This is a genomic window from Photobacterium sp. HL06, from assembly GCF_059552575.1.
On record NZ_CM183914.1, the window covers coordinates 2,909,618 to 2,935,967 of the forward strand.

A 26,350-nucleotide genomic window follows, 5' to 3' on the forward strand; every position below is an offset into this window, starting at 1 on the left:
CACCGCGCTTAAAGCCTGTCACAGGCTTGAATTAATGCACATTCAGGCAAGCAACTGCATGAATGTCACCACCTTCCAACTGAGGCTTCATCTCAGCACAAGAGGCCGTTGCCTGAGGACAACGAGTGCGGAATACACAGCCAGACGGCGGGTTCATTGGTGAAGGTAGTTCGCCTTCCAACAATTCAATGTGTTTATTGCGCTCCAGATCCGGATCGGGGATCGGTACGGCTGACATCAATGCCTTGGTGTAAGGGTGCTTGGGCTCTGCAAACAATGCATCGCTTTCGCCCATTTCTACCGCATTACCCAAATACATCACTAGCACTCGGTCAGAAATGTGTTTCACTACCGAGAGATCGTGTGCAATAAAAATAAGGCTGAGCCCCATTTCTTTCTGTAGTGACATCAGTAGATTTACAACCTGTGCCTGAATTGATACATCCAATGCTGAAACAGGCTCATCACAAATAATCAGCTTCGGTTTCAATATCAAAGCACGAGCAATACCAATACGCTGACACTGACCACCCGAGAATTCGTGAGGATAGCGGTTGATAACGTTAGGCAACAAGCCAACCTTGGTCATCATCTCTTTAACTTGCTGCTTAACATCATCAACAGCAAGATCTGGATAGAAAGCCTTCAGTGGCTCAGCAATAATTTCACCAACGGTCATACGCGGGTTCAGTGAGGCTAGCGGATCCTGGAAAATCATCTGAATTTCTTTACGCTTTTCGCGCATAGCGGCGTGATCCAACTTAGTCAAATCTTGACCCAGCCAGACAACGTTACCATCAGTGGCTTCAACCAGGCCTATCACGGCACGGGCAAATGTTGATTTACCACAGCCCGATTCACCAACAACTCCTAGTGTTTCACCTTCATATAGACGAATACCGACACCGTCGACCGCCTTTAGCTTTGACGACTTGCTCCACGGCCATGCTGACTTGGCCGCGATATCAAAGTGAACTTTCAGATCTGTAATATCTAACAGTAGATTTTTTTGTGCTTCCATTACCACGTCCCCACATCAGAAAAACACGCACGTAAACGACCTTCGGTAAAGTCCTTCAAAGCAGGAGCTTCCTGCGAACAACGACTTGACACCCTGTGGCAACGCTCCTGGTAAGGGCAACCAACAGGTAGGCGTAGTAGGTTAGGCGGGTTACCTGGAATGGTTGGTAACTCCTCCCCCTCGGTATCAAGACGTGGGATCGCCTTGAGCAGGCCTTCAGTGTAAGGATGTGATGGCTTATAGAAAATTTCGTTGATCTTACCGTACTCCATTGTACGGCCAGCATACATTACCAGCACTTTGTCACAGCTACCGGCAACGACACCCAGATCGTGGGTGATCATAATGATCGCAGTATTGAAATCGCTTTTCAGCTCATTGAGCATTTCCATGATCTGCGCCTGAACGGTTACATCCAGCGCGGTTGTTGGCTCATCAGCAATCAACAACTTAGGACGGCATAACAGTGCCATCGCGATCATTACACGCTGACGCATACCGCCAGAGAACTCATGTGGGTACATGGTAATACGCTTACGCGCTTCTGGAATTTTAACCGCATCCAGCATGCGGACACTTTCTTCAAAGGCTTCTGCCTTGCCCATGCCTTTGTGCAGCATCAGCACTTCCATTAGCTGATCGCTCACTTTCATGTATGGGTTAAGTGAGGTCATCGGATCCTGGAAAATCATCGCGATCTGCTCGGCGCGAATTTTGTTCAGCTCTTTTTCCGGCAGATTTAAAATCTCACGGCCTTCAAACTTGGCACTACCACTGATAATACCGTTCTTGGCAAGCAGGCCCATAATGGCAAAAACCGTCTGGCTTTTACCTGAACCTGATTCACCAACGATGCCTAGGGTTTCACCCTGCTGCAGAGAAAAGTTAAGATCATTAACCGCGGTGACGATACCGTCTTGTGTTGTAAATTCTACGCGCAGATCTTTGACATTTAATAAGCTCATAATACTTCCTTATAACTTTTCGCCTCCAGCTCATGACCTCAACTTCGTCGGTCATGAGCTAAAGCACGACTCATTCTTATCTGTCTTTTGGATCCAGTGCGTCACGCAAACCGTCACCCACATAGTTAAAGCAGAACAAAGTTACCATCATAAATGCAGCCGGGAACATCAGCTGCCAGATGGCAACCTCCATAGTTTGAGAGCCCTCCTGCAACAAGGCTCCCCAGCTTGTCATTGGCTCCTGGACACCCAGGCCTAGGAAACTTAAGAATGATTCAATCAGGATCATTGTCGGTATCAGTAGGGTTGAGTACACGGCAACAATACCTAGAACGTTTGGTACGATGTGGCGAGTAATGATCCGCCAGCGGCTTACGCCGGATACATGCGCCGCTTCAATAAACTCCTTGCCGCGTAGAGACAGTGTCTGACCACGAACAATACGGGCCATATCGAGCCATGATATTGCCCCGATAGCCACAAAGATCAGCATGATGTTTCGGCCGAAGAAGGTTACCAAGACGATCACGAAGAACATGAATGGAATCGAATAAAGAATCTCGAGGATACGCATCATTACTCGGTCGGTACGGCCGCCGATAAAACCTGAAGCTGCACCGTATAAGGTACCAATCACTACTGCGACCAAGGCACCAAGAATACCCACCATCAGGGAGATCCGGCCACCAATCAAGGTACGGGTATACAAGTCACGACCTAGACTATCGGTACCAAAGAAGTGACCTTCCTCACCGAAGCTCGGTGCCGCATGCAACGCATACCAATCCGTATCATCAAAAGCATATGAACTGAACATTGGGCCAAAGATGACGGCAAGTGTGATGAGTGACAGAATAGCCAAGCTGAACATTGCAGCCTTATTTCGCTTAAAGCGGATCCCCGCATCCTGCCATAGGCTACGGCCTTCAATTTCCAGTTGCTCTGAAAACTTTTCAACGGCCTCTACATTGTCTTTTTTAGTAAGCATCATTTGTTCGGCCCCTTAGTAACGAATTTTCGGATCAATATACGCCAGTACAATATCGACAATGGCATTGAAGATAATAGTCAGCGTACCGATAAGAATAGTGATACCAAGAACCAGCGAGTAGTCACGGTTAAAGGCGGCGTTAACAAATAGCTTACCAATGCCTGGCAGGCCAAAAATAGTTTCAATAACCACCGAACCAGTAATGATACCGACGAAAGCAGGGCCCATATAAGACACAACGGGTAGTAGTGCGGGTCTCAGTGCATGCTTGATGATGATGTACGGGTAGCTCAAACCTTTCGCACGTGCGGTACGGATGAAGTTACTGTTTAACGTTTCAATCATGCTACCGCGGGTAATACGGGCAAACGTAGCAACATACAGCAGCGACATACCAAACATTGGCAGTAACATGTATTTCAACGAACCATCAAGCCAACCGCCCGCCGGCAGCCAGCCTAGGTTAATCGAAAAGATATAAATTAATACCGGGGCGAGGATAAAGGACGGCATGACCACCCCGGCCATGGCCGTGGACATTATCATATAGTCTATCCAGCTATTTTGTTTCAATGCGGCAATGGTTCCGACGGCTACCCCCATCACCAATGCAAAGATAAACGCAAAGAAACCGATTTTGGCTGACACTGGCAGTGCTTTTGTTACCAGTTCATTTACCGTGAAATCTTTATATTTGAATGATGGGCCAAAGTCACCCTGTACAATATTACCGAGGTAAGTTGTGTATTGCTCGAAGACAGGCTTATCCAAACCATACTTGGCTTCGATGTTGGCCATTACTTCAGGAGGAAGCGGGCGTTCGCTTGAAAATGGGTTGCCTGGTGCAAAGCGCATCAGGAAAAACGAGATTGTAATTAATACCAACAGGGTTGGTATCGCTTCAAAAATCCGTTTGGCGATGAATTTAATCATAAACTCCACCGTATATTTTAGTCTGTGACAGTTAGGAAGATTGCCAGAAATTAAAAATGACAATCGGCACTGCCCCCACCATGGGAGCAGCGCTTATTTATTATCTTGCTGTTTATTAGTCAGCAATGATGTACATATCTTTCGAGAACAGCTTGTCTTCAGCGTTGTTCGTAGGGAAGCCACCTACTTTGGTGCTAACCAAACGCGCTTTTACGTACTGATAGATAGGTGCAATTGGCATATCTGCAGCAAGTTGCTTTTCAGCCTGGATATAAAGCTGCTCACGCTCAGTTTCTGAGGTTGAGTTCAGTGCTTTTTCCATGATCGCATCATAAGCTTTGCTGTGATACTTAGGATCGTTTGAGCTATTGTTGCTCTGCATTAGGGATAGGAAACTAGATGCTTCGTTGTAGTCGCCACACCAGCCGGCACGGGTTACATCGAAGTTGCCTTGGCGGCGGTTATCTAGGTAAGTCTTCCACTCCTGGTTTTCCAGATTAGCTGTAACACCTAGGTTCTTCTTCCACATAGAGGCAATTGCTACTGCAATCTTCTTGTGGTTTTCAGACGTGTTATACAGCAGGGTAAACTCTAGAGGGTTACCTGTATCGAAACCAGCCTCTTCAAGAAGCTCTTTCGCTTTAGCATTACGCTCTTTCTGAGTCAGCTTACCGTACGCTGGAGTTACAGGGTTAAAGTTAGCTGTAATTTCCGGTGTTAGGAAGTAGCCAGACTTTTGACCTTGACCCAGCAACGCCTTGGTCACGATGTCACGATCGATAGCATAAGACAGTGCTTTACGAACACGTACATCATCAAACGGTGCTTTTGCGTTGTTGAAACCATAGTAGTACGAACACAGGTTACCAGAAATAGACACTACGTCTGAATGCTGCTTTTGCAGTCGACGGAAGTGCTCGTTCGGTAGTTCGTTAGTGATATCAATTTCGCCCGCCAGGAAGCGGTTCATTTCGGCAACTTGGTTTTCAATCGGCAGGAAAGTAACCTGATCGATAACCGTCTTGTCGTTATCCCAGTACTGAGGGTTACGCTTCAGAACAATACGTTCATTCACAACCCACTTGTCCAGAGCGAATGCACCATTACCAACAAAGTTGGCAGGTTTAGTCCAGTCGTCACCGTACTTCTCAACCACTTTTTTGTTAACAGGCTTCACTGTTGTGTGGCCCATCATTTTCACAAAGTATGGTACGGCAGCTTCAAGTTCAATCTTCAGCGTGTTGTCGTCGATGGCTGTTACACCAAGCGTTTCTTTGTCCGCTTTGCCTGCGATGATCTCATCAGCATTCTTCATGGTCGTCATTTCTAGGTACCATGAGTAAGGAGAAGCTGTTGCCGGATCAACTGCACGCTTAAAGCTGTAAACAAAGTCATGTGCGGTGACAGGATCGCCGTTCGACCATTTTGCATCTTTACGCAGGTGGAAAGTGAACGAACGGTTGTCAGTGGTTTCCCAGCTTTCTGCAACACCAGGGACAGTGTTACCGTTTTCGTCCTGATTAACTAGGCCTTCCAGCAGATCACGAATAACGTGTGACTCTGGTACACCTTCGGTTTTATGTGGATCCAGTGAAGCAACTTCAGTACCGTTACCGCGAACCAGTTCTTGTTTCGCAGCTAGCTTAACACCAGCTGGCACTTCAGCAGCAAGTGCAGAAAAAGAGGTTGCTGCTACGGTCATACCCGCGCCCAATAAAAGCGCCTGAGTAATTTTATTCTTATACATGCATTAGCTCCAATACATTCTATCAATACGTCCATGACGTTCTTCAGTTGGCGCATAAAATGTCAGCAGTGTCTGCATTATTAATCCTCAACAATGCAGAGCGAACCGAAGAATTGGTCAAAACTTTATCAGGCATTGAAGCAATTTGCCACAAATTCACAACAAAAAGTGATATTGTGCTTAATATTCACCATCAAACCAGTTCAAATAACTAGCCCAAACGTTTGGTTACAGTTCATTCTGTCATAAAAACCTAACAACAGAGAAATATCCGCCAAAAACGCTAAAAAAACTCTAAATTTGCATAATTAATTGTAGATTTGAATAAATAACCAGCATAAAAACCTCAGACCAGTAACAAAACACAAAAGAGTCAATAACATTCATGTAAAAACATGACACGCAGACATAAAAAAGCGCCCTGAATAGGACGCTTTAGAAACAACGGTCACTTACTTATTTTCACTGTCTATATTGAGATCAGGAGCATTATCTCTGGCTGACTGTTGTTTCTTTTCAACTAATGTTTGATCATCATCCCTATTTTGTGAACCACTGTGCATATTTTCGTAAATAATCTCACCCAGTATTTGTTTCATTCGTCGGTTTGATACACGTTTGTGCTTCATGGAACCCTCCGCTGTTAACCAAAATAACAGGAACTTCAATAAGATCTTTCATAAGAAACAGCTACAGCCAGCAACCGTATAGAAAGCCCTAACTGAATAATTATTCCCTATGCTAGAAAAAATCGTCAGGAAATTTTCAGGCCGGATTTTAAATATGGCACAAAAGACAAAATTACGCCTGTAGCACACCCTTAATAACGAAATTGAATAAAAAAAACACTGATAGATTAACTTTTCACAAAGGCTTTTTTTAACAATTTTCAAGTACCTATAACAGGTCAATAACGCTACTATCATCACTATTGAGACGGTTAATCATGTTCAGGTCATGAGTACTCGTTTCGATGTTCCGTTCCCGTTCCGTTCTATCTTGAGAGTTGATATATGAGACCAGCTGGTTGTTTCTCGCGTCCTAGTCCTTCCCGTGTTCGCCATGGTTATGTGCCGCCAGCACATAAAGCCAAAAGTGAATCTAACGGTGCTAAATAAGCTGGTTTAGACAGCTTGATTTCACCACCATAGCCCCTTTTAAAGGGGCTATTTTTATGCCCCTAACTTCACCAGCACTACCTGCCCCAAACCGCGCCCGATGATTCAGCCTACTTGTGAATTTTTGCCTGGTGTGGAATGATCCGCGATTAGAGCATGGACTCGCTCTGGAGTATCGACGGAATGACGACCAATGAACAAACCTAATCAAGACATTGCAGAGACCTTTACTATCTCACAGTTGGCCCACGAGTTTGCTGTAACCCTCAGAAGCATTCGTTTCTACGAAGATCAGGGGCTGCTAAAACCGAGCCGAAAAGGAAAGAATCGTGTCTTTTCACGCCAAGACCGGGCACGTTTAAAACTTATTTTACGAGGGAAACGGTTAGGGTTTAGTCTTACCGATATTCATGAACTCTTTCATCTCTATGATGCTGAGAAGCGAAATAAGAAGCAGCTGCAAGCAATGCTTAATGCCATACAACATCGACAGAAGCTATTGTTACAACAGCAGACGGATATTCAGTCTGTGATGATGGAACTCAACTCAGCCGAACGTAGTTGTTATCAACAGCTTGCAAAGTTTGATTAATCAACTCCCCCTCTCGTTTTGCACCTGTAACTAATTTCTTTATATGATAACAGCGATAAAATACAAAAAAGCCCGGCTATCAAGCCGGGCAAAAAATAAGGCAATGAATGTTGAGGTAATTACCAGTAAACGCGTGCACCTAGAGCAAAGCTACTTTCGCCATCAGCATCTGTTGCTTTTATTGAGTTATCACTACCCTTGTTCGAGTAACCTAGCGTTGTGCCATCACCGTAACCATACTCAACATAAATTCGTGACCAGCTATTGAAGTGGTAATCAGTACCAACGTAGATCAGTGTTCCGTCACCATCAGCACTTAGCGCTTTTGATTCTTGCTCAACATACTCATAACCAGCATATGCCGTCGCATTATCTGCCCAGCTGTAAGTTCCCGCTAAGCTGTATGCATTTTCATCAATTGAAACATTCGATCCCTGATCTTTCAGCTCGGCATTATAATAAGTAAAGCCAATCAGTGCAGAGCCAAACGTATACTCAACCGTACCTTCAAAGAAGGTATTCTCAATATCCGCATTAACATCAACATCTTTACCTGTTGAATCATCACTACCGACTTTGTAAGACTTATCGCGGTTTACACCACCACCTACGTGGAAGTTGAAATCACCAGCACTTGTCACCAAGTATAGTTCCGCTAGCTCTTGGTTAGAATCGTCCTCGTCAAGACCATAGTTGGCAGCCAGTTGGAAGCTCTCGCCTTCGAAATTGTATTTAATCAAAGAATCATGGCGAGCACCTGATAAGGTCGCATGACGAAGCCCTGTTCCACCAAAGAAGTAAGAATAATCTGCACCGTAGACGTCATCCGACACAACCCACTGGCGACCAAAAGTAAACTTACCAAAATCTGTATCTAGACCTGCATAGTGCAGGCGGTTTTTCATTGTGTAATCAGAACCATCGTGTGCATAGTTCAGACCAAATTCAACTTTACCGAACACATCCACTGTATCGGTAAGTACATACTGTGCCTTTACGCCAGTACGAGATGAGCCCGCATTCAGGGTAACATCTTTATCTTCTAGTTTTTTTACTTCGGTACGAAGCTGGCCATAGAAATCAACCATTGCTTCATCATTTTTTAGAAGTTCGACAGCGCTGACAGCGTTGCTGAAAATAACGGCGGGAATTGCTACTGCTAATAGTGTTTTTTTCATTTTACTTACCTGTAATAATTTTTTTGTACTTATTGACCCATCCCGAGTCGCAAAGAAACATAACAGCAACAAAAAAACACCGCAACACGATAAATCACCACAAAAAACATCAATCGCAGAGTCTTGTACCACGTAATACACAGCAGTGAGAGCATAAAAATTCATTGATTTTATAAAACAACCGTTTGGTTTGGAATATTATTCACTTTTTATGAATTTTACTGTTTGTTATATCAATAACCAAATGGAATACAAAATAACCAAAAAGACAAAAAAATTATAAAAAAAAGCTAAATATTTTTCTCGCCAGCGACTATTAAGGCAAAAAAAGGTCAAAATCAGGACAAAAATGTTAACTCGACATTGAGCATAAAAATACAATCTTGTGGATTCAAAAAAGGCAACCTCTCGAAGGCTGCCTTATTATTCTGGGGAGAAATTACTCACTATTAGTGAAGAGCAATACGAACTAACCATATATCATGCTGTTCCTGTACATATGCCTCTTGTTCGATAAGAGATTTCAAGTAACCAAGCCGATGATGGCCTTCTAGCAAGTTATAAGGCGCTTGTAATACCCTCCCGTTTGTCGCATACAAATCTCTTTCATAATGCAATACGATGGGCGCAATTGGCCAAGACCCATTTTCCTGCATGTTCTGCACCAACCAACTGCGCTGAAAAATAGGATTATTCATACGGTTCGAAAACTTGCTAACCACATCATCATGCGGTGTTTTAATTTGCGTAATGATATCTTCGGTACTCCAACTTTCTTTGGAAAAGGACATCGCCTGAAAGTCTAACCAGCCCCAATTACACAGCACTCCTTTCCAATGACGATATACCCACTGTTCCAATACCTCTTCAGGAAACTGGGGCAAGATGCTTTGGGCCCGTTCACGCCATTGTTCCCAAGGTTCACAATGACGCCCACCAAAACCATCTGGCGCAATTTCATAGAGTAATCGATCGCTCCTGATCATAACTACGCTCCTTTCTTCACCGAACAACACGAAACTTTATAACAATTCAAATAAAGTGGTTATTTATTCCTATATTTTGAAATTAGCACACCCATGACTGAAAAAATACCTGAATATTAGAGAAAGATTATTCACGAGCTTGTTAGATAAGTGTAAGTAGCCATTTATTAGCCTGCTAGTATGTGGCCTTGAGCTGTTAATGGTATGTATCAGATAGTGAAAGGGTGTTAATTATGCTACTCAGAAAAGGAAGGGAATTGACGGATTATGCAAAAAAGGGGGGAAGTCTGATTCTTAGCAAAACAGGCTGGGCAAGCAGCCAAGAGGCCGCTCTACCCTGCTAAAACGGCTAGATACACGCTCTAGGGGCCTAGAGCGCATTTCTTACAGCTCTTTTTTCCAGCGATCGGCTGCAGAAGTATCGGTTTCACGGGCATCGACCCAGCGGGATTCATCAGCCGTCTGTTCTTTTTTCCAGAATGGCGCACGGGTTTTCAAATAGTCCATGATGAATTCACATGCCTGAAAAGCAGCACCGCGATGGGCACTTGAAACACCAACAAAAACGATCTGATCACCAAGTTCCAAGTCGCCAACACGGTGAATCACCCGGGTTTGCAGCAATGGCCAACGCTCGCGGGCCTGTTCTACAATTTCCTCCAGTGATTTTTCAGTCATTCCCGGATAATGCTCTAGTGAAAGCCCTGTTACACTATCCCCTTGATTGAAATCACGCACTTTGCCAATGAAAGTAACGACTGCACCAGCATCAGTCCCTTCCGCCAACTTGGCGTATTCATCTGCAACAGAGAAATCTTCAAACTGTACTGATATCATCATTAACCTCCGGTGACAGGCGGGAAGAATGCAATTTCATCCCCATCCTTGATCGCGCTTTCTAACGGGCAGATAGTCTGGTTTACTGCAACCAGCAACTTGCCTGATTCCAGCGCCAACTGCCACTTGTCACCGCGCTCACTCAAGTGTTCACGTAGTGCTTCAGCAGTTTCAAACTCCGCGTTTACTTCAAGGCGATCAACGCCAACCAGCTCTTTTACCTGTGCAAAGAAAAGTACGTTAATCATGCTTCCACCTTAAAATGACCTGACTTGCCACCTGTTTTTTCTAACAAACGGACCTGACCAATAACCATATCTTTCTGTACAGCTTTACACATATCATAGATAGTCAGAGCGGCTACTGACGCCGCAGTCAATGCTTCCATCTCAACGCCAGTTTTGCCTGCCAACTTACAGCATGACTCAATGCGTACCATATTTTCAGCCTCAATAGCTTCTAGCTGTACTTCTACTTTCGACAGTAGCAATGGATGGCAAAGCGGGATCAGATCCCAGGTTTTTTTTGCAGCCTGAATACCGGCAATACGTGCAGTTGCAAAAACATCACCTTTATGGTGCTTGCCTGAAACAATTAAGGCTAATGTTTCAGGTGCCATATGAACAAAAGCTTCAGCACGTGCTTCACGAACCGTTTCTGTTTTGCCAGAAACATCAACCATATTGGCTTCACCGGAAGCATTGATATGTGTAAATTGAGTCATCTTCTTTATTTCCCTAGGTGAGGCATAAAATTGCACGGGCGATGGCTGGCATCCAGCTGCTGTTTAATAATTTTCGTCCATCCGGTACGACAAGCGCCTGTTGAACCCGGCATAGCAAAAATAACTGTTTTATTGGCCATGCCTGCAACCGCTCGAGATTGAATGGTTGAGGTACCGATCTCTTGGTAAGAGACCATTCGGAATATCTCGCCAAAGCCTTCAACCTGTTTGTCAAACAACGGGATCAACGCTTCGGGTGTATTATCTCGTGACGTGAACCCTGTTCCGCCAGTGATCATCACTGCCTGTACTTTCTCATCGGCAACCCACTGCGAAACAACCGCTCGAATTTGATAAACATCATCAATAACAATTTTTTTATCGGCGAGTATATGACCTGCATCTTGCAATGACTCTGCAAGGTAGTGTCCTGAGGTATCATTCTCTTCGGTGCGCGTATCTGACACCGTCAATACAGCAACATGTGCTGGCTCAAACGCAGTCTCTGCATGACCCATAACAGTAATTCCCAAACTGAAAAGATTAGTAGATTGAAATTAGGCGATCTGATCCGACACTAGTGCAGATCAGATCCGGCATTATCCGCCAATTGAGGCAAGGTGCGGCGTCATACCTGTATTGCCATCATCAAGGAAGTGACCAACGGCTTTTTGCTGTAACCCACCTTGAATGCGATCGATCAATGCCGCCCGCTGCTCATCAGCCTCCAGCAGATCACGCAATTCAACGCCATGATCGCCAAACAGGCAAAGATGCAGCTTACCGTTGGCCGAAATCCGCAAACGGTTACAGCTTTGGCAGAAGTCTTTCTCATAAGGCATGATCAGACCAATCTCACCTTGATAATCCGGGTGGCAGAACACTTGGGCCGGGCCATCATTGCTGCTTCTCACTTTTTGAAGCCAACCGTTGGCGATCAAGTAGTTACGAATGCTGACGCCGGAAACATGATGGCTTTTAAACAAGTCATCCATTTCGCCTGTTTGCATCAGTTCGATAAATCGCAACTGAATCGGACGGGTCTTAATCCAGTCAAGGAACTTAGGCAGCTCTTGCGAATTCAGATCTTTTAGAAGGACGGTATTGATTTTAACCTGCTCAAAACCCGCATCAAAAGCCGCATCGATACCCGCCATCACCTGGTGAAACATATTCTCACCGGTGATCTGATAAAACATTTTCGGGTCAAGACTATCGACACTCACATTGATATGAGTCAATCCAGCATCACGCCATTCTTTGACGTGTTTTGCCATGCGATAACCGTTGGTTGTCGTTGCCACTTTGCTGATACCTGGCTGGGAGGCCACAGTACGGATGATATCAGTGAAATCACGGCGCAAGCTCGGTTCACCGCCGGTAATACGGACTTTTGTCGTACCGCAGTCGGCAAATGCTCCTGTTACGCGCTGGATTTCATCAAGCGTCAGAAAGGAAGGCTTCTTCCTTTCAGCAGGCTGGTAGCCATCAGGCAAGCAGTATGTACATTTGAAATTACAAACGTCAGTTACTGAGAGTCGTAAGTAATAAAACTTACGATTAAATTTATCTTCGAATTGATTCGCCACGGAACACCTTTCCAAATACGGGAGGCCGATGCATTTCTTTATCGACCCTGGTGACAACCTGTCACTGTCTGTATTCACCTATTGTCATCCCGAAAAGGCTGCAACTTAGTGAATATAGCTCGGAGTTATGGCAGCCATAGACCAAAGGTATACAAACGCACTTGGTACATAGCGGCTTAATTATTATAACGTATCAGATAATTCGCCTTAGTGACAAATATCTTAAAAAATCGCTTTGCATTCTACCTTTCACAGGAATTCACGACAATACTACTAAAGGGAATATAGATAACAATTCTCACAAAAAGTGGGGGAATTATGTCCAACATTATCGAATCTGCGACTGTTGAGGATATTGCACTCTATTTACAGCGCGAAGAAGGGCTGGATGCAAAGCTCGCCTATGAACAAGCCATACGAGTTATTGATGGCTTCAACGACATGATGGAGAAGGGGATCATTAAAGGCTGGTACTTTAATGAACAGAGCCATTTAGAGCTACTGCCCAGCGACACGGCATTAAAGATCATTGCAAACCAAAAATGATTTGCAATTTGCACAGTGCAAAATGCAGTAGAATTTGCAATATGAAAAAAATTGCACTTGGCTGTGACCATCTGTCCAGCGATACAGCAAAATAGCGGTATGAAATTTCGGCACCACAATTGCAGTGTCTATATTACCAGACACCAATAACGACAGTTGGAGCCGATTATGAAACAGCCCATACCGCTACTTTTTCAACAGCGCCATGTGTTACCAGGCGGAAGAATGCCAATTCGTATCGCACCAGGCCCGCAAATGGAAGCCTTCAAGGTCGCTCTGACCTCCAGTGACGGCTTCGGTATCTGTATGTTTGATGAAGCCGAACATGGCCATCACTTTTTCCATATTGGTACTCGAGTCACTGTCGAAGATTTTGACACTTCAGCACTTGATGGTTCGCTTATTGTTACTGTCTACGGCCATGAAAACTTCCGTATCAATGCTCTTGAACAAAGTGACAGCGGTGTTTTTTCTGGTGAATACGACGTTATTCCACAGTGGCCTGAAGTCAAGATCCGTAACGACCAGCGCATCCTGGCCGAAAAGCTCAAGCAAATGTTTCATAAACATCCTGAGCTTAGCGAGCTAAACCAAAACAAAGAGTTCAACAATCTGAGTTGGCTCTGTCAGCGCTGGCTAGAAATTTTGCCTGTACCCGCCTGTGAGAAACAAGCGCTACTGAACACACCAAACTGCTTAGATACATACGATTATTTAATGAGTATTATGCAAAAGCCCCACTAGCAACATCCGCATCAGCAACATCCACACTCTGTCGTCTATAAAGTGTACTTTGCCCTTCATAAGAAAAATACGTGGGGCATTTTTATTCGTTTCCCTTCACGGTCCGTGATTTATATTGCAACCCACTGTTGGGTATTTGTAATTATTATTGCGATAGGTTTACACTGACTTCAATTTCGACCACAAACTTATGCAACGCGGCTATGACTATAACAACGACTATTGCTGATGCTAAAATTGTTGCCATCGGCGGCGGACATGGCCTCGGCCGGATCCTCTCTGCACTATCAGACTATGGCTCTCAGGTTACCGGAATCGTAACAACAACGGACAACGGTGGTTCTACTGGTCGCATTCGCGCGTGCCAGGGTGGGATAGCCTGGGGCGATACCCGCAATTGTATCAACCAGCTGATCACAGAACCCTCTGTCGGTTCAATGATTTTTGAGTATCGTTTCCGGGGCAATGGTGAGCTGAGTGGCCATAATCTAGGTAACCTGATGCTTAAGGCATTGGATAATCTTTCTATCCGCCCTTTAGAGGCAATTAACCTCATTCGCGACATGCTTAAAGTCGATACTCACATTGTACCGATGTCCGAACATCCTGCAGATCTGTCTGCTATGACCCCAACAGGGGAGATTATCTGCGGTGAAACCAGTGTCGATGAGCTAAATGAAGTGCCGCAGCGTCTGTATGTCGAACCTGCCGTTCCTGCAACAAAAGAAGCGGTAACGGCGATTGAGAGTGCAGATTTAATCTTGCTTGGCCCGGGCAGTTTCTTGACCAGCGTGATGCCACCGCTACTGCTAAAAGAAATTGAACTTGCACTCAAAAGCTGCAAGGCCAAAATTATCTTTGTCACTAACTTGGACAAAGAGAAAGGGCCTGCTGGAATGATGTCTTTAGAGTCTATGCTGCACTGGTGTGAGAGATCGATGGGAGGACGCCAGGTTGATGGCGTCCTATCTGATCAGCACCGTTCAGAACTATCCCCCCGATACCACCAGGTAATCGAAGATTTAGCGTCTAGCAATCATGAATGGCGCCATGACCGCGACAAACTAAAGCATGCGGTTAATAAGCTCATCGTTGCTGGCTAGCTGCTTATACTCGACAGCCATCCCCTGAACCATCTGTCTGAACTGAGGCAGATGGTCATTCATCCACTGATCCTGTCCCTGCTTCATCCGAGATTCGCATTCCTGTGCCATTTCAGCCAATTCATCAGCCCCAAAGCTAGCTGCACTGCTTTTTATTGCATGGCTAATTTCTCTAACCTGGCTCACCGAAGGTTGATCAGATAACTGACGTAAGTACTGCTCCAGCTCATCACTGAAGACATTCAGTAATAATGTTACCGTGTCCTCTCCGACTTCTTCAGCCAAGCGCTTGATTGTTGCTGTGTTAATACTCATTGCCATTTATTTAATCTCCCTGCTACTACCTGCCGCTTCCTGCCAGGCCTGCAATTTTCTGTATATCGTCGACGGGCTAACTTCCAATAGACCCGCCGCTCGCGGTATGTTGCCGTCACACGCATCAATAGCCGCCTGAATAGCTCTTTTTTCGACAATCCACAGCGGCTCAATTTGTGTTTTATCAACTGAATGATTGTGAGAAATTTCACCACTCACATCCGCATTTTTTTGCGGCTCTACTGATAATTGAATAGAGGATGCAATTTCAGCGCCAGCTCCACTGTTAATCTGTGGAGGCACCATTTGCAGCGTAACCTCTTCCCCGGTGTTGAGCACCACTATATTACGGATCACATTCTGCAGTTCGCGTACATTCCCTTGCCAGTTATGCCTTTGAAATAGATTAATAACTTCTGGAGAAAAACGGCTAAAGTTTTTGCCTTCTTCTACCGACATCAAGGCCAATAATGCATGGGCTATTTCAATAACATCCTCACCCCGATCCCGCAGAGGCGGTAGTGTGACAGGAATAACATGCAGGCGATAATAAAGGTCTTCACGAAAACGTCCTTCCTGGACTTCAATCCAAGGGTTACGGTTCGTCGCACACACAAAACGTACATCCACCGTATTCGTTTTTGACGAACCGACTTTCTGGTAAGTACCTGTCTGAATGAAACGAAGTAACTTGCTTTGCAAATCCAAATCCATTTCGCAAAGCTCATCCAGAAATAACGTCCCTTTATTGGCCATCTCAACAGCCCCTTGCCGCTCCGTTGAGGCGCCAGTAAACGCCCCTTTCACGTGACCAAACAGTTCGCTTTCTATCAGATCTTTAGGAATAGCTGCGCAATTTAGAGCGACAAATGGCTGATCATTTCGAGGGCTTGCCGCATGAACGGCTTCGGCGCACACTTCTTTACCGGTACCACTCTCACCGGTAATAAAAACTGTCGCTTTACTGGCAGCGGCAGATTCAATCACTCGATACACCGCTTGCATCGGCAAACTATTACCAATAAACCCCTGATATTGCGCCCCACCCTGCTTAGATTTCTGGCGTTCTTTAGGGGCTTTATTTTCTTCCTTCAAGGCATTGTTCACGGTGATCCGTAGTCGATCAGCCTCGCAGGGTTTAATCAGGAAGTCCTGCGCACCTTGGCGCATCGCCTCAACAGCCACATCAATTGAACCATGCGCCGTCATAATCACAACAGGAATATTACCGTGCTCACGACGCACAGACTCCAATACTTCCATCCCAGTCATGTCTGGCAAGCGAAGATCTAACAAAATCAAATCTGGAGTTATATCTTTGACGAAACTAAGCGCTTCCGCCCCCGTACCGACAATGTCCACCATTAACCCGAGAGGATTGAGATAAGATTTGTACAAGGCCGCAACCGAGGCGGTATCTTCTACCATTAATACTTGTCGCTGTTTTGACCTGCTTTCCATTGCCCCTCCAAAGCCCTTTTCCCTAAACTAATTGTAATCAATAGAAAAAAAACTGTTATGACAAAATTCATATTTTCTTTATTCCCATTATGAATCGCATAATGATTTGCAAAATGCAAATATACAGCGAGCGGATAGAGAAAATCGTGACAAATTACTCGTCAAAAGCCTCAAAAAAGTACAATTTCATATGACAAAAAAGTTGGCACGGTGTCTGCATATATAAATCTGACTCTTTCCTGAGAGTCAACCTAGCCAACTGACGTTGTTTGTGGAATTATTTCACTAAAACAATGACGCCAACCGAATCTGTTCTCGGTTGGCTTTTTTTTTATCTGAATATTGCTCACACCATAAAAGCGCGAAGCGCCCCACATCAATACCTAGCTATTCACAATAAACTGCTCACGCAGTGTATGGATCTTGTCACGGATCTCTGCGGCTTTTTCAAATTCCAAATTCTGCGCCGAATCATACATTTCATTTTCTAGCTGCTGGATTTCAGTTTCCAGTTGCTGTGGCGACATTGTGCTATAAGTCCCTTTTTGTTCCGCCACGTTATGGAGTTGGGCAGCCTTATTCGGCTTACTACGCTTACCTTGGCCGAGTTCCATAATATCGGAGACCGCTTTATTCAGCGCCTGCGGAACAATACCGTGCATTTCGTTATACGCGTGCTGCTTTTCACGACGACGGTTGGTTTCGTTCATCGCCCACTCCATCGATCCTGTTATTTTATCCGCATACAAAATGGCTTTGCCTTCAAGATTTCGCGCAGCACGGCCGATAGTCTGGATAAGTGAGCGCTCAGAGCGAAGGAAGCCCTCCTTGTCGGCATCCAAGATCGCGACTAAAGATACCTCTGGCATGTCCAAGCCTTCTCGCAGCAAGTTGATCCCGACCAACACATCAAACTCACCAAGACGTAAGTCACGGATGATTTCGACCCGCTCTACCGTGTCAATGTCCGAATGCAGATAGCGTACCCTCACACCGTGCTCATCAAGGTATTCAGTCAGATCTTCTGCCATTCGCTTGGTTAGCGTTGTTACCAGAACCCGCTCCCCCTTAGCTTCTCGGATCCGGATTTCTGACAATAGATCATCAACCTGAGTCGCAACCGGGCGGACTTCGAGCACCGGATCCAGCAAACCTGTCGGACGAACAACCTGCTCGGCAATATCGCCACCGGATTGCTCTATTTCATACTTCCCCGGTGTTGCAGAAACATACAGGGTCTGCGGGGCCAAAGATTCAAACTCTTCAAACTTAAGTGGGCGATTATCCAGTGCCGATGGCAGCCGGAAACCATATTCAACCAGGTTTTCCTTGCGTGAACGGTCACCACGGTACATGGCACCAATTTGCGACACGGTGACGTGTGATTCATCAATAATCAGCAGGCCGTCCGCAGGCAAATAATCAAACAGTGTCGGAGGCGGCTCGCCCTCAGTACGACCACTTAGGTAACGAGAGTAGTTTTCGATACCAGAGCAGAACCCAAGTTCATTCATCATTTCAATGTCAAATTGGGTTCGCTGAGCTATTCGCTGCTCTTCGACCAACTTATTGTTTTCCATGAGCTGTTTTTTGCGAACTTCAAGCTCAACCTTGATCTTCTCCACCGCATCTAAAACTCGTTCACGAGGTGTAACGTAGTGGGTTTTAGGGTAAATAGTACAGCGAGGCAAATCACGTTGATGGACAGCCCCCGTCAGTGGATCAAAGGCACTGATGCAGTCAACCTCATCATCAAACAGCTCGATGCGTACGGCGTCTTTCTCAGATTCGGCCGGGAAGATATCAATCACTTCCCCGCGAACCCGGAATGTTCCTCGTTCGAAAGCAACGTCATTGCGGGTATATTGCAGCTCCGCCAAACGGCGGAGAATGTCACGCTGATCCAACACATCTCCCCGTCGGACATGCAACATCATCTTGAGGTAAGAATCAGGATCGCCAAGGCCATAAATAGCTGAAACAGATGCGATAATAATAACATCACGTCGCTCCATCAGTGCCTTGGTGGCAGATAGCCGCATCTGCTCAATATGGGCATTGACCGAAGCATCTTTCTCAATAAATGTATCGGTAGTCGGTACGTATGCTTCTGGCTGATAATAATCATAATAAGAAACGAAGTATTCTACGGCATTGTCCGGAAAGAACTCCTTCATTTCACCGTACAGTTGTGCCGCCAGGGTTTTATTGGGTGCCATGATCAGGGTTGGGCGGTTGGCTTGTGCAATAACATTGGCAACAGTGAAGGTCTTACCTGAACCGGTCACCCCCAGCAGTGTTTGGTGAGCAAGACCGGCATCCAGCCCTTCCAGCAACTGATTGATAGCTGTCGGCTGATCGCCAGAGGGGGAAAAGCGAGAAGATAAATTAAACGTTTTACTCATACTGAGGTTCCGTAAAATGGGAGGTAAGACTTAATAAGACATTTTGCTACTGTGAATACGCTTGTCAATAAACGAGTGACGGTTTCCTTTCTGCTATTTGCCCCCATACAACACTAATACCAGAGTGTCATTGGAACAGAGCTCCGCCCCTCACTTTTTCACAAAAAACAACACACAATTTCACCACAACCGTGACAACCTCCTCAAAAATAAAGTTTGAGCTCTGATTTTTCTTGTGTATTTACTCTAGCTGTTGGTTTGTTGATAGCCCTAAAATTATTTAACAAAGTTATCAACTTCAGGGTGATCATACGCACAGCCAATCACTTAGCGTATTGGAGTAACTGCTCAGTTTGGCTATTTTTGCGTTCGAATAGAACAAATTACAACCTTCCTCCATTTTCAAAAATGGATTGAAAACTGATTACCTTAAATAGCTAAGTGAAAATAATGAAAAATACTCAAAAGAAAATAACAGCAAGTCTTCTTAGCATTGCTGTATTAGCAGCGCTTACAGGATGTAATGACAGCGATAGCAACCAAACTACCACTCCAACAACGAGCCCAACAACTGAAACCCCAGTATTCAAAATGAGTGTGGCTCATATTAACGACACCCACTCTAACTTCGATGCCCATAACCTGGACTTTGTAAACAGCGATCTCAGCACCGAAGATAAAGACTTTACAGTTCGCACTGATGCCGGTGGCTACCCTCGCCTGGCAGCCAAACTACACGCAGCCCGTGAAGCAGCATATGATAGCGACACACCTTTCTTGGCGCTTCACGGTGGTGACGCCTTCCAGGGCTCTCTTTACTTCAGCCTGCTAGAAGGTGCCGGTAACGCAACCCTATTGAGCGAAATGGGGCTGGACGCCATGGCGATCGGTAACCACGAATTCGATCTGGGCAACGCACCGCTGATTGATTTCATCGAAAACGTCAACTTCCCGCTGCTGGCTGCTAACCTTGATACCAGCGCTGATGCTGATATGAACAGCCTGGATAACCTGAAAGCTTACACCATCAAAGAGTTCAACGGCGAGAAAGTCGGTATCTTTGGCCTGGTTCTGGAAGATCTAGAGACAATCTCTTCTCCGGGTGAAGATCTGAGCTTCAACAAAGAAGTTGATACTGCCCAGCTAATTGTTGATGAGCTAAAAACCAAGGGCGTTAACAAGATCGTGATGGTTAGCCATATCGGTCTAGAACGCGACGTCAAAGTTGCCAAAGAAGTCAACGGTGTTGACCTGATCGTTGGTGGTCACTCCCATACCCGTCTTGGCGATTTCACCAACCTAGGTCTGGGCCATGGCGACGCTGAAGTCGGCTATGCTGAAATTTTCACCAACAAAGACGGCAAAGGCAAGACCTGTGTAGTACAAGCTGGCCAGTATGCCGAGGCTGTAGGTCAAATCGACGTCACCCTGTCTGAGCAAGGTGAACTGCTTAGTTGTGAAGGCAACAACACCCTGCTGATCGGCAACAACTTCGTGCACAAGTACGACGGTAAGAATCGCACAGACCTGACTGCTGAAGATCAGACTTCAACCGAAAGCTTTGTTGCTAATCAGAACAATATCGCCATCACCGAAGAAGATGAGTCGCTACGACGCATCATCGACCTGAACTATAAACCGCTAGTTGAAGAGTTTAACTCTGAGGTGATTGGCCAGGTTAATGACGAAGATGACCCGATTGACACCAATACCCTGGACCATACCCGTATTCCAGGTAAGAAGAAATTTGATGCCTCCCTGCCAACAACAGGGTCTGAAGCCGGCGCTCATGTCGCTGCCTCAATGGCCTGGAAGCTAGAGCAACAAGGCTATAAGGTCGATATGGCAATCACCAACACAGGTGGTGTTCGCCACAACATCCAAGCTGGCGCAGATGGCCTGACAGCAGGCTATATCATCGGTACCCTACTACCTTTCGGTAACGAAGTGACACTGGTTAACCTGACAGGTGCTGAAGTACGCGAATTGTTGGAAACCACCATCAGCTACGCTATCTCTACCTCCAGCGGTGCTTTCCCGACCACGGCCAATCTGAACTACTCCTATAACGGTACAGTGACAGATGGTAGCCCTATCGAAATCCTGCAAGTATGTCCGGGCGGTGTCGATGATACAGCCAGCACTTGTGTAGATATCATTGACGATACAGTGTATGGCGTTGCCACCTCCTCCTACTTGGCAAGCGGCAAAGACGGTTATGACTTGTTCTTAGGTAAAGAATCCACAAACTCAGGATTTAAGGACAATCAGGCTATGATCGACTATGTGAAAGCTGTGGGTACCCTAACAGAGATCCCAACCGGTCTGAACTATACCCCAGCCGATTCAAGCGAAGTCGACAACCCTCTAGCAAAAGCAGGAGATTAACGACAACTGATAACAAACCTATTGTTAACTAACAAGTGATGAGAACTTGGGTGGTTAGCGGCTGACGCAAAAAGCCCAGATAGTCCTATCTGGGTTTTTTATCCCCTTCTCAATCAGGCACCTGCCGCTAAACGGAAAAAATCATAAAAAAATAAATGTTAGGGATTGATCAATTCAACCCATGGGCGTATTATCACCGCCCACGAACAAGATTGCCTTTGTTCAGCTATACTTCAGATGTTTCATGTCAAGCGTAGAAAATTCCTTTTAATCATTATTGGCAACAATAATCATCCACAGCTTTTCCAACTGTTGATTCAAATCAATTCACAAGTCAATCTATGACTTACTATGCCTAAAGTAATTATTCTAATTGATTCATATTTATTCTGAGTCATATTCCTACCCCCCTATATAACAACTGCTTAATGCCACGAACAGAACTGGACAAATTTTGACCACCCCGCCATACCTATAGCCAAAATGTGCTTTTCTAAACATCCATCAACACACTTATCCACAGTTTCCGTGGATAACTAACCTCAAGCCCTATCACAACAGGGGAAAATAAAATCAAGTGATTTTTCTCTGCGATTTTGAAAATCAGTTTTGCTTAACGTGTCTTCGCGTTTTTACGATCAAGGGTCTATAGAGGTGGCTAAGTACTCTTGCTCCTCATTTTTGATCTCAAAACGTATTCTCATGGTTAAAATTATTTAGGTTAGGGTAAAAGTGCCTGCTGCAACTGACGAAAAGCACATCAAACTTCAAAAACCCTGCTTCTGAGGAGTTGTTATAGGGTGAACAAAGGAAGATAATATGCAGATCTCTAGCAATTATAATTAAGACGGTATGACTGAATACCTACTACTACTCGTAGGTACAGTGTTGGTTAACAACTTTGTACTGGTAAAATTTTTAGGCTTGTGCCCATTTATGGGGGTGTCTAAGAAACTGGAAACAGCAATTGGTATGGGTTTGGCTACAACCTTTGTGCTAACCCTGGCATCAGTGTGTGCGTATCTCGTCGAGGCATATATTCTTGTCCCTCTCGGCATCCAATACCTCCGAACACTCAGCTTCATTCTCGTGATTGCTGTAGTGGTTCAATTTACCGAGATGGTGGTCCACAAAACCAGCCCGACCCTTTATCGACTGCTTGGGATCTTCTTGCCACTGATCACCACTAACTGTGCGGTTTTGGGTGTTGCACTCCTGAATATCAATGAACGCCACAACTTCATTGAATCCGTGATCTACGGTTTTGGTGCGGCTATTGGCTTCTCATTGGTTCTGGTGCTGTTTGCCTCAATGCGCGAACGTATCGCTGCGGCTGATGTTCCTAGCCCTTTTAAAGGAGCCTCCATCGCCATGATCACTGCCGGCCTGATGTCTCTTGCCTTTATGGGCTTTACTGGATTGGTGAAACTATAAAATGAGCGGAATTTTAATTGCAGTTATTGCAATCGCTGTTCTTGCCGCGATTTTTGGTCTTATTCTTGGCTTTGCCTCCATTCGCTTCAAAGTCGAAGCCGATCCGATTGTCGAGCAAATCGATGCCATTCTGCCACAAACCCAATGTGGTCAGTGTGGCTACCCAGGATGCCGCCCCTACGCGGAAGCCATTGCCAACGGTGATGACATTAACAAGTGCCCTCCAGGTGGCCAACAAACTATTGAGAAACTGGCTGATCTGATGGGGGTAGACGTCCAGGACTCTGCACATGATGAAGACAAAGGCCTGAAAAAAGTCGCGTTTATCCATGAAGATATGTGTATCGGCTGTACAAAGTGTATTCAGGCATGCCCTGTGGACGCCATTGTGGGCGGCACAAAAGCATTGCATACCGTCATCAAAGATGAATGCACCGGCTGTGACCTCTGTGTGGCTCCTTGCCCAACCGACTGTATCGAAATGGTACCGGTAGAAATGACACCGGAAAGCTGGCGATGGAATTTGGATCATATCCCTGTCGTTAACCTTCCAACAGATGCAAGTGCCAACAAGGTAGAGTAACCATGCTGTCTATTATCGAACAAATAAAACAGGGCCAGCTGTGGGACTTCCCGGGTGGTATCCATCCACCAGAACAGAAAAATCTGTCCAATCACTCAGAGATTGCAGAAGCCAAGATCCCGAGTGAACTCATACTGCCGCTTAAACAACACATTGGCGCTGTCGGCGATGTGTTAGTTTCAGTTGGCGATAAAGTGAAAAAAGGCCAGGTGCTTACGCATGCCGATGTACCGATGTGCGTTCCTGTACATGCCCCGACATCCGGTACGATTAAAGCGATTGAACCACGTACTATTGCCCACCCTTCCGGCCTTGCTGATCTATGCATTATTCTAGAAGCAGATGGTGAAGATCTTTGGGGTGAGAAAAATCCCGTTGCAGACTATCTAAATTCCGATCCTACTGATCTCATTGATCATATCCGCCTAAACGGGATCTCGGGTATGGGAGGTGCCGGCTTCCCCACAGGGCGAAAGCTACAAAGCGGGCTAGGTAAAACTGAAATCCTTATCATCAATGCCGCAGAATGTGAGCCATATATTACGGCCGATGACCGTTTAATGCAGGATTATGCCACTGAAGTGGTTGACGGAATCCGTATCCTGAACCATATCCTCGCACCTGAACTTACCGTCATTGGTATTGAAGATAACAAACCAGAAGCCATTGAAGCCTTGCAGCGCTGTGTCGACGAGCAAGACAGAATTATTATTCGAGCCATTCCCACCAAGTACCCATCAGGTGGTGAAAAGCAGTTAATAAAGGTGTTGACGGGTAAAGAAGTTCCGGCGAAAGGCATACCTGCTGATATTGGCATTATGATGCACAATGTTGGTACCACCCACGCTATCAAACGTGCCGTGGTTAACGGCGAACCCCTGATCCAGCGAGTAGTTACCGTCACCGGCCAAACTTTCAAACAGCCTGGCAACGCCTGGGCATTACTGGGCACACCAGTAAACTTCCTGCTTGAACGTTTCGGCTATAAAGCCGATAAAAAAAGACCTCGTGTTATTATGGGTGGCCCGATGATGGGCTTTACCCTCCCCCACTGCGACGTTCCGATCACCAAGATCGCCAACTGTATTCTGGCACCAACACGTAAAGAAATTTCGTCAACCAACTATGAGATGTCTTGCATTCGTTGTACAGCATGCGCCGAAGCCTGTCCTGTTTCATTGTTGCCACAGCAGCTACAGTGGTATGCGAAAGATCAGGACTATGCCAAGTGTGATGAATACAACCTGTTTGACTGCATTGAATGCGGAGCCTGTGCCTATGTCTGCCCAAGTGAAATCCCGCTAGTTCAATATTACCGCCAGGCCAAAGCTGAAATTCGCACCCGCAGGCAAGACGAAATAAATGCAGAACGTGCCAAACAGCGTTTCGAAGCGAAAAAAGCACGTCTTGAGCGAGACAAGGCCGAGCGTGAGAATCGCTTCAAGAAAGCCGCCGATGATCGCCGCAAAGAAATGGCATCTTCGGGGGACGACGATGCTGTGGCGGCTGCTATTGCACGCGTTAAAGCCAAGCAAGCAGCGGCAAGCTCAGGTGCCGAAACAAGCAAAAAGCCAGCAGTCGCAGCGGCAATTGCCCGGGCAAAAGCCAAGCAAGCGGCAGCCCAATCCGGTACCAGCCAAGAGTCGGTACCTGATAACACTGAAATGGCAAGACTTCGCGAAGAGCGCAAACGTCAGGCTCGTGAGCGTAAAGCCGCCAAGCAAGCAGAAGATTCAACCGCTGCGACAAAGCAAAGCGATACCGGTGAAGCGAAAAAAGATGCAGTCGCCGCGGCCATAGCCCGTGCGAAAGCCCGCAAAGCAGCACAAGAAGCCGAACAGGCCCAGGGCGAGCCAACTAACGCCGATGTTGCAGAAGATATCGATCCGAAAAAATCCGCTGTAGCTGCTGCCGTTGCCCGTGCGAAAGCCCGCAAAGCAGCAAAAGAAGCCGAGCAGACCCAGGACGAGTCTACTAACGCCGATGCTGAAGAAGACATCGATCCGAAAAAAGCCGCCGTTGCTGCTGCCGTTGCCCGTGCGAAAGCCCGTAAAGCAGCAAAAGAAGCCGAGCAGGCCCAAGACGAGTCTACTAACGCCGATGCTGAAGAAGACATCGATCCGAAAAAAGCCGCCGTTGCTGCTGCCGTTGCCCGTGCGAAAGCCCGTAAAGCAGCAAAAGAAGCCGAGCAGGCCCAGGACGAGTCAACTAGCGCCGATGCTGAAGAGGACATCGATCCGAAAAAAGCCGCTGTCGCTGCTGCCGTTGCCCGTGCGAAAGCCCGTAAAGCAGCAAAAGAAGCCGAGCAGGCCCAGGACGAGTCAACTAGCGCCGATGCTGAAGAAGACATAGATCCGAAAAAAGCCGCAGTTGCTGCTGCCGTTGCCCGCGCGAAAGCCCGCAAAGCAGCACAAGAAGCCGAGCAGACCCAGGACGAGTCTACTAACGCCGATGCTGAAGAAGACATCGATCCGAAAAAAGCCGCAGTTGCTGCTGCCGTTGCCCGTGCGAAAGCCCGTAAAGCAGAAAAAGAAGCCGAGCAGGCCCAAGACGAGTCAACCAACGCAGATGCTGAAGAAGACATCGATCCGAAAAAAGCCGCAGTTGCTGCTGCCGTTGCCCGCGCCAAGGCTCGCAAGGCTGCTCAACAAGCAGCAAAAGATGCACAACAGAATAACGAGGAAAACTAA

General features: G+C 46.0%; 25 protein-coding genes and 1 riboswitch. Of the genes, 9 read left to right on the forward strand and 16 right to left on the reverse strand.

Annotated features, from left to right (window positions below; all coding sequences use genetic code 11):
• Positions 1–31: 31 nt before the first annotated feature.
• The 5 genes from oppF to AC51G0_RS13235 all read right to left on the reverse strand — a co-directional run bounded on the left by oppF (position 32) and on the right by AC51G0_RS13235 (position 5,657).
• On the reverse strand, positions 32–1,021 hold the full coding sequence (gene oppF, locus AC51G0_RS13215) for a murein tripeptide/oligopeptide ABC transporter ATP binding protein OppF (RefSeq protein WP_496299019.1): 990 nt from the start codon (positions 1,019–1,021) through the stop codon (positions 32–34).
• Positions 1,021–1,986, reverse strand: a complete 966-nt coding sequence (locus AC51G0_RS13220) for an ABC transporter ATP-binding protein (RefSeq protein ID WP_496299020.1) — start codon at positions 1,984–1,986, stop codon at positions 1,021–1,023. The genes oppF and AC51G0_RS13220 overlap by 1 nt, the downstream gene beginning before the upstream one ends.
• 76 nt (positions 1,987–2,062) lie before the next feature.
• A complete protein-coding gene (oppC, locus tag AC51G0_RS13225; RefSeq protein ID WP_496301948.1) occupies positions 2,063–2,974 on the reverse strand; it encodes an oligopeptide ABC transporter permease OppC in 912 nt (303 codons plus the stop codon).
• Between the two features lie 15 nt (positions 2,975–2,989).
• Positions 2,990–3,910, reverse strand: coding sequence for an oligopeptide ABC transporter permease OppB (gene oppB, locus AC51G0_RS13230; protein WP_496299022.1), 921 nt, complete (start codon positions 3,908–3,910; stop codon positions 2,990–2,992).
• A gap of 115 nt (positions 3,911–4,025) precedes the next feature.
• A complete protein-coding gene (locus AC51G0_RS13235) occupies positions 4,026–5,657 on the reverse strand; it encodes an ABC transporter substrate-binding protein (RefSeq protein WP_496299024.1) in 1,632 nt (543 codons plus the stop codon).
• Positions 5,658–5,716: 59 nt separating this feature from the next.
• Here AC51G0_RS13235 and AC51G0_RS13240 point away from each other — a divergent pair, with 59 nt between their 5' ends.
• Positions 5,717–5,872: a hypothetical protein gene (locus AC51G0_RS13240; RefSeq protein ID WP_496299025.1), complete on the forward strand. Its 156-nt coding sequence runs from the start codon at positions 5,717–5,719 to the stop codon at positions 5,870–5,872.
• 237 nt (positions 5,873–6,109) lie between these two features.
• Here the strand turns inward: AC51G0_RS13240 and AC51G0_RS13245 are convergent, their stop codons facing one another.
• Positions 6,110–6,286, reverse strand: coding sequence for a hypothetical protein (locus AC51G0_RS13245; protein WP_496299027.1), 177 nt, complete (start codon positions 6,284–6,286; stop codon positions 6,110–6,112).
• A 682-nt stretch (positions 6,287–6,968) separates the two neighbouring features.
• Here AC51G0_RS13245 and AC51G0_RS13250 point away from each other — a divergent pair.
• Complete coding sequence (locus AC51G0_RS13250; protein ID WP_496299028.1) at positions 6,969–7,367, forward strand: MerR family transcriptional regulator; 399 nt, start codon at positions 6,969–6,971, stop codon at positions 7,365–7,367.
• 119 nt (positions 7,368–7,486) lie between these two features.
• On the opposite strand, the gene AC51G0_RS13255 is transcribed toward AC51G0_RS13250, so the two are convergent.
• The 7 genes from AC51G0_RS13255 to moaA form a co-directional block, all read right to left on the reverse strand.
• Positions 7,487–8,545, reverse strand: coding sequence for a porin (locus AC51G0_RS13255; protein ID WP_496299030.1), 1,059 nt, complete (start codon positions 8,543–8,545; stop codon positions 7,487–7,489).
• A 449-nt stretch (positions 8,546–8,994) separates the two neighbouring features.
• Positions 8,995–9,531: a hypothetical protein gene (locus AC51G0_RS13260; protein ID WP_496299032.1), complete on the reverse strand. Its 537-nt coding sequence runs from the start codon at positions 9,529–9,531 to the stop codon at positions 8,995–8,997.
• A gap of 384 nt (positions 9,532–9,915) precedes the next feature.
• On the reverse strand, positions 9,916–10,368 hold the full coding sequence (gene moaE, locus AC51G0_RS13265) for a molybdopterin synthase catalytic subunit MoaE (RefSeq protein WP_496301949.1): 453 nt from the start codon (positions 10,366–10,368) through the stop codon (positions 9,916–9,918).
• Between the two features lie 2 nt (positions 10,369–10,370).
• A complete protein-coding gene (gene moaD / locus AC51G0_RS13270; protein ID WP_496299034.1) occupies positions 10,371–10,616 on the reverse strand; it encodes a molybdopterin synthase sulfur carrier subunit in 246 nt (81 codons plus the stop codon).
• Positions 10,613–11,092 (reverse strand): cyclic pyranopterin monophosphate synthase MoaC, encoded by a 480-nt coding sequence (moaC, locus tag AC51G0_RS13275; RefSeq protein WP_496299036.1) that lies wholly within the window; start codon positions 11,090–11,092, stop codon positions 10,613–10,615. The genes moaD and moaC overlap by 4 nt, the downstream gene beginning before the upstream one ends.
• A gap of 5 nt (positions 11,093–11,097) precedes the next feature.
• Positions 11,098–11,610 (reverse strand): molybdenum cofactor biosynthesis protein B, encoded by a 513-nt coding sequence (moaB, locus tag AC51G0_RS13280; protein WP_496299038.1) that lies wholly within the window; start codon positions 11,608–11,610, stop codon positions 11,098–11,100.
• An 81-nt stretch (positions 11,611–11,691) separates the two neighbouring features.
• Complete coding sequence (gene moaA, locus AC51G0_RS13285; RefSeq protein WP_496299040.1) at positions 11,692–12,681, reverse strand: GTP 3',8-cyclase MoaA; 990 nt, start codon at positions 12,679–12,681, stop codon at positions 11,692–11,694.
• Positions 12,670–12,818: riboswitch (molybdenum cofactor riboswitch) on the reverse strand. It overlaps the preceding gene by 12 nt.
• A gap of 181 nt (positions 12,819–12,999) precedes the next feature.
• On the opposite strand from moaA, the gene AC51G0_RS13290 reads away from it, so the two are divergent.
• The 3 genes from AC51G0_RS13290 (at position 13,000) to yvcK (ending at position 15,074) form a co-directional block, all read left to right on the forward strand.
• On the forward strand, positions 13,000–13,227 hold the full coding sequence (locus AC51G0_RS13290) for a hypothetical protein (RefSeq protein ID WP_496299042.1): 228 nt from the start codon (positions 13,000–13,002) through the stop codon (positions 13,225–13,227).
• 168 nt (positions 13,228–13,395) lie between these two features.
• Entirely contained in the window at positions 13,396–13,971 is a 576-nt protein-coding gene (locus AC51G0_RS13295) for an LON peptidase substrate-binding domain-containing protein (protein WP_496299044.1), read from the forward strand.
• 203 nt (positions 13,972–14,174) lie between these two features.
• Positions 14,175–15,074: a uridine diphosphate-N-acetylglucosamine-binding protein YvcK gene (yvcK, locus tag AC51G0_RS13300; protein ID WP_496299045.1), complete on the forward strand. Its 900-nt coding sequence runs from the start codon at positions 14,175–14,177 to the stop codon at positions 15,072–15,074.
• On the opposite strand, the gene AC51G0_RS13305 is transcribed toward yvcK, so the two are convergent.
• From AC51G0_RS13305 to uvrB, 3 genes are all read right to left on the reverse strand, one after another.
• Positions 15,036–15,395, reverse strand: coding sequence for an Hpt domain-containing protein (locus tag AC51G0_RS13305; protein WP_496299047.1), 360 nt, complete (start codon positions 15,393–15,395; stop codon positions 15,036–15,038). The two genes, yvcK and AC51G0_RS13305, sit on opposite strands and share 39 nt — an antisense overlap.
• Positions 15,396–16,850 carry a quorum-sensing sigma-54 dependent transcriptional regulator LuxO gene (gene luxO, locus AC51G0_RS13310; protein ID WP_496299049.1) on the reverse strand — a complete coding sequence of 485 codons (1,455 nt, stop codon included), beginning with the start codon at positions 16,848–16,850 and terminating at the stop codon, positions 15,396–15,398. It lies immediately after the preceding gene.
• Positions 16,851–17,233: 383 nt separating this feature from the next.
• Positions 17,234–19,255, reverse strand: coding sequence for an excinuclease ABC subunit UvrB (uvrB, locus tag AC51G0_RS13315; protein ID WP_496299050.1), 2,022 nt, complete (start codon positions 19,253–19,255; stop codon positions 17,234–17,236).
• A gap of 450 nt (positions 19,256–19,705) precedes the next feature.
• On the opposite strand from uvrB, the gene AC51G0_RS13320 reads away from it, so the two are divergent.
• The 4 genes from AC51G0_RS13320 (at position 19,706) to rsxC (ending at position 26,350) form a co-directional block, all read left to right on the forward strand.
• Entirely contained in the window at positions 19,706–21,643 is a 1,938-nt protein-coding gene (locus tag AC51G0_RS13320) for a bifunctional metallophosphatase/5'-nucleotidase (RefSeq protein WP_496299051.1), read from the forward strand.
• A gap of 852 nt (positions 21,644–22,495) precedes the next feature.
• Positions 22,496–23,077 (forward strand): electron transport complex subunit RsxA, encoded by a 582-nt coding sequence (rsxA, locus tag AC51G0_RS13325; RefSeq protein WP_496299053.1) that lies wholly within the window; start codon positions 22,496–22,498, stop codon positions 23,075–23,077.
• 1 nt (position 23,078) lies between these two features.
• The gene (gene rsxB / locus AC51G0_RS13330) at positions 23,079–23,660 is read left to right on the forward strand and encodes an electron transport complex subunit RsxB (RefSeq protein WP_496299054.1); all 582 of its coding nucleotides are present in this window, start codon (positions 23,079–23,081) and stop codon (positions 23,658–23,660) included.
• A gap of 2 nt (positions 23,661–23,662) precedes the next feature.
• The gene (gene rsxC, locus AC51G0_RS13335; RefSeq protein ID WP_496299055.1) at positions 23,663–26,350 is read left to right on the forward strand and encodes an electron transport complex subunit RsxC; all 2,688 of its coding nucleotides are present in this window, start codon (positions 23,663–23,665) and stop codon (positions 26,348–26,350) included.

What these genes read in the sequence shown, in the direction of transcription:
- AC51G0_RS13320 (WP_496299051.1), top strand. Translation starts at nt 19,706, where the DNA reads ATGAAAAATACTCAAAAGAAAATAACAGCAAGTCTTCTTAGCATTGCT.
- moaE (WP_496301949.1), bottom strand. Translation starts at nt 10,368, where the DNA reads ATGATATCAGTACAGTTTGAAGATTTCTCTGTTGCAGATGAATACGCC.
- oppC (WP_496301948.1), bottom strand. Translation starts at nt 2,974, where the DNA reads ATGCTTACTAAAAAAGACAATGTAGAGGCCGTTGAAAAGTTTTCAGAG.
- luxO (WP_496299049.1), bottom strand. Translation starts at nt 16,850, where the DNA reads ATGGAAAGCAGGTCAAAACAGCGACAAGTATTAATGGTAGAAGATACC.
- moaB (WP_496299038.1), bottom strand. Translation starts at nt 11,610, where the DNA reads ATGGGTCATGCAGAGACTGCGTTTGAGCCAGCACATGTTGCTGTATTG.
- rsxC (WP_496299055.1), top strand. Translation starts at nt 23,663, where the DNA reads ATGCTGTCTATTATCGAACAAATAAAACAGGGCCAGCTGTGGGACTTC.
- AC51G0_RS13220 (WP_496299020.1), bottom strand. Translation starts at nt 1,986, where the DNA reads ATGAGCTTATTAAATGTCAAAGATCTGCGCGTAGAATTTACAACACAA.
- oppB (WP_496299022.1), bottom strand. Translation starts at nt 3,910, where the DNA reads ATGATTAAATTCATCGCCAAACGGATTTTTGAAGCGATACCAACCCTG.
- yvcK (WP_496299045.1), top strand. Translation starts at nt 14,175, where the DNA reads ATGACTATAACAACGACTATTGCTGATGCTAAAATTGTTGCCATCGGC.
- oppF (WP_496299019.1), bottom strand. Translation starts at nt 1,021, where the DNA reads ATGGAAGCACAAAAAAATCTACTGTTAGATATTACAGATCTGAAAGTT.
- AC51G0_RS13295 (WP_496299044.1), top strand. Translation starts at nt 13,396, where the DNA reads ATGAAACAGCCCATACCGCTACTTTTTCAACAGCGCCATGTGTTACCA.
- AC51G0_RS13235 (WP_496299024.1), bottom strand. Translation starts at nt 5,657, where the DNA reads ATGTATAAGAATAAAATTACTCAGGCGCTTTTATTGGGCGCGGGTATG.
- AC51G0_RS13260 (WP_496299032.1), bottom strand. Translation starts at nt 9,531, where the DNA reads ATGATCAGGAGCGATCGATTACTCTATGAAATTGCGCCAGATGGTTTT.
- moaD (WP_496299034.1), bottom strand. Translation starts at nt 10,616, where the DNA reads ATGATTAACGTACTTTTCTTTGCACAGGTAAAAGAGCTGGTTGGCGTT.
- AC51G0_RS13250 (WP_496299028.1), top strand. Translation starts at nt 6,969, where the DNA reads ATGAACAAACCTAATCAAGACATTGCAGAGACCTTTACTATCTCACAG.
- AC51G0_RS13290 (WP_496299042.1), top strand. Translation starts at nt 13,000, where the DNA reads ATGTCCAACATTATCGAATCTGCGACTGTTGAGGATATTGCACTCTAT.
- AC51G0_RS13305 (WP_496299047.1), bottom strand. Translation starts at nt 15,395, where the DNA reads ATGGCAATGAGTATTAACACAGCAACAATCAAGCGCTTGGCTGAAGAA.
- rsxB (WP_496299054.1), top strand. Translation starts at nt 23,079, where the DNA reads ATGAGCGGAATTTTAATTGCAGTTATTGCAATCGCTGTTCTTGCCGCG.
- uvrB (WP_496299050.1), bottom strand. Translation starts at nt 19,255, where the DNA reads ATGAGTAAAACGTTTAATTTATCTTCTCGCTTTTCCCCCTCTGGCGAT.
- AC51G0_RS13255 (WP_496299030.1), bottom strand. Translation starts at nt 8,545, where the DNA reads ATGAAAAAAACACTATTAGCAGTAGCAATTCCCGCCGTTATTTTCAGC.
- AC51G0_RS13245 (WP_496299027.1), bottom strand. Translation starts at nt 6,286, where the DNA reads ATGAAGCACAAACGTGTATCAAACCGACGAATGAAACAAATACTGGGT.
- moaC (WP_496299036.1), bottom strand. Translation starts at nt 11,092, where the DNA reads ATGACTCAATTTACACATATCAATGCTTCCGGTGAAGCCAATATGGTT.
- AC51G0_RS13240 (WP_496299025.1), top strand. Translation starts at nt 5,717, where the DNA reads ATGTCAGCAGTGTCTGCATTATTAATCCTCAACAATGCAGAGCGAACC.
- rsxA (WP_496299053.1), top strand. Translation starts at nt 22,496, where the DNA reads ATGACTGAATACCTACTACTACTCGTAGGTACAGTGTTGGTTAACAAC.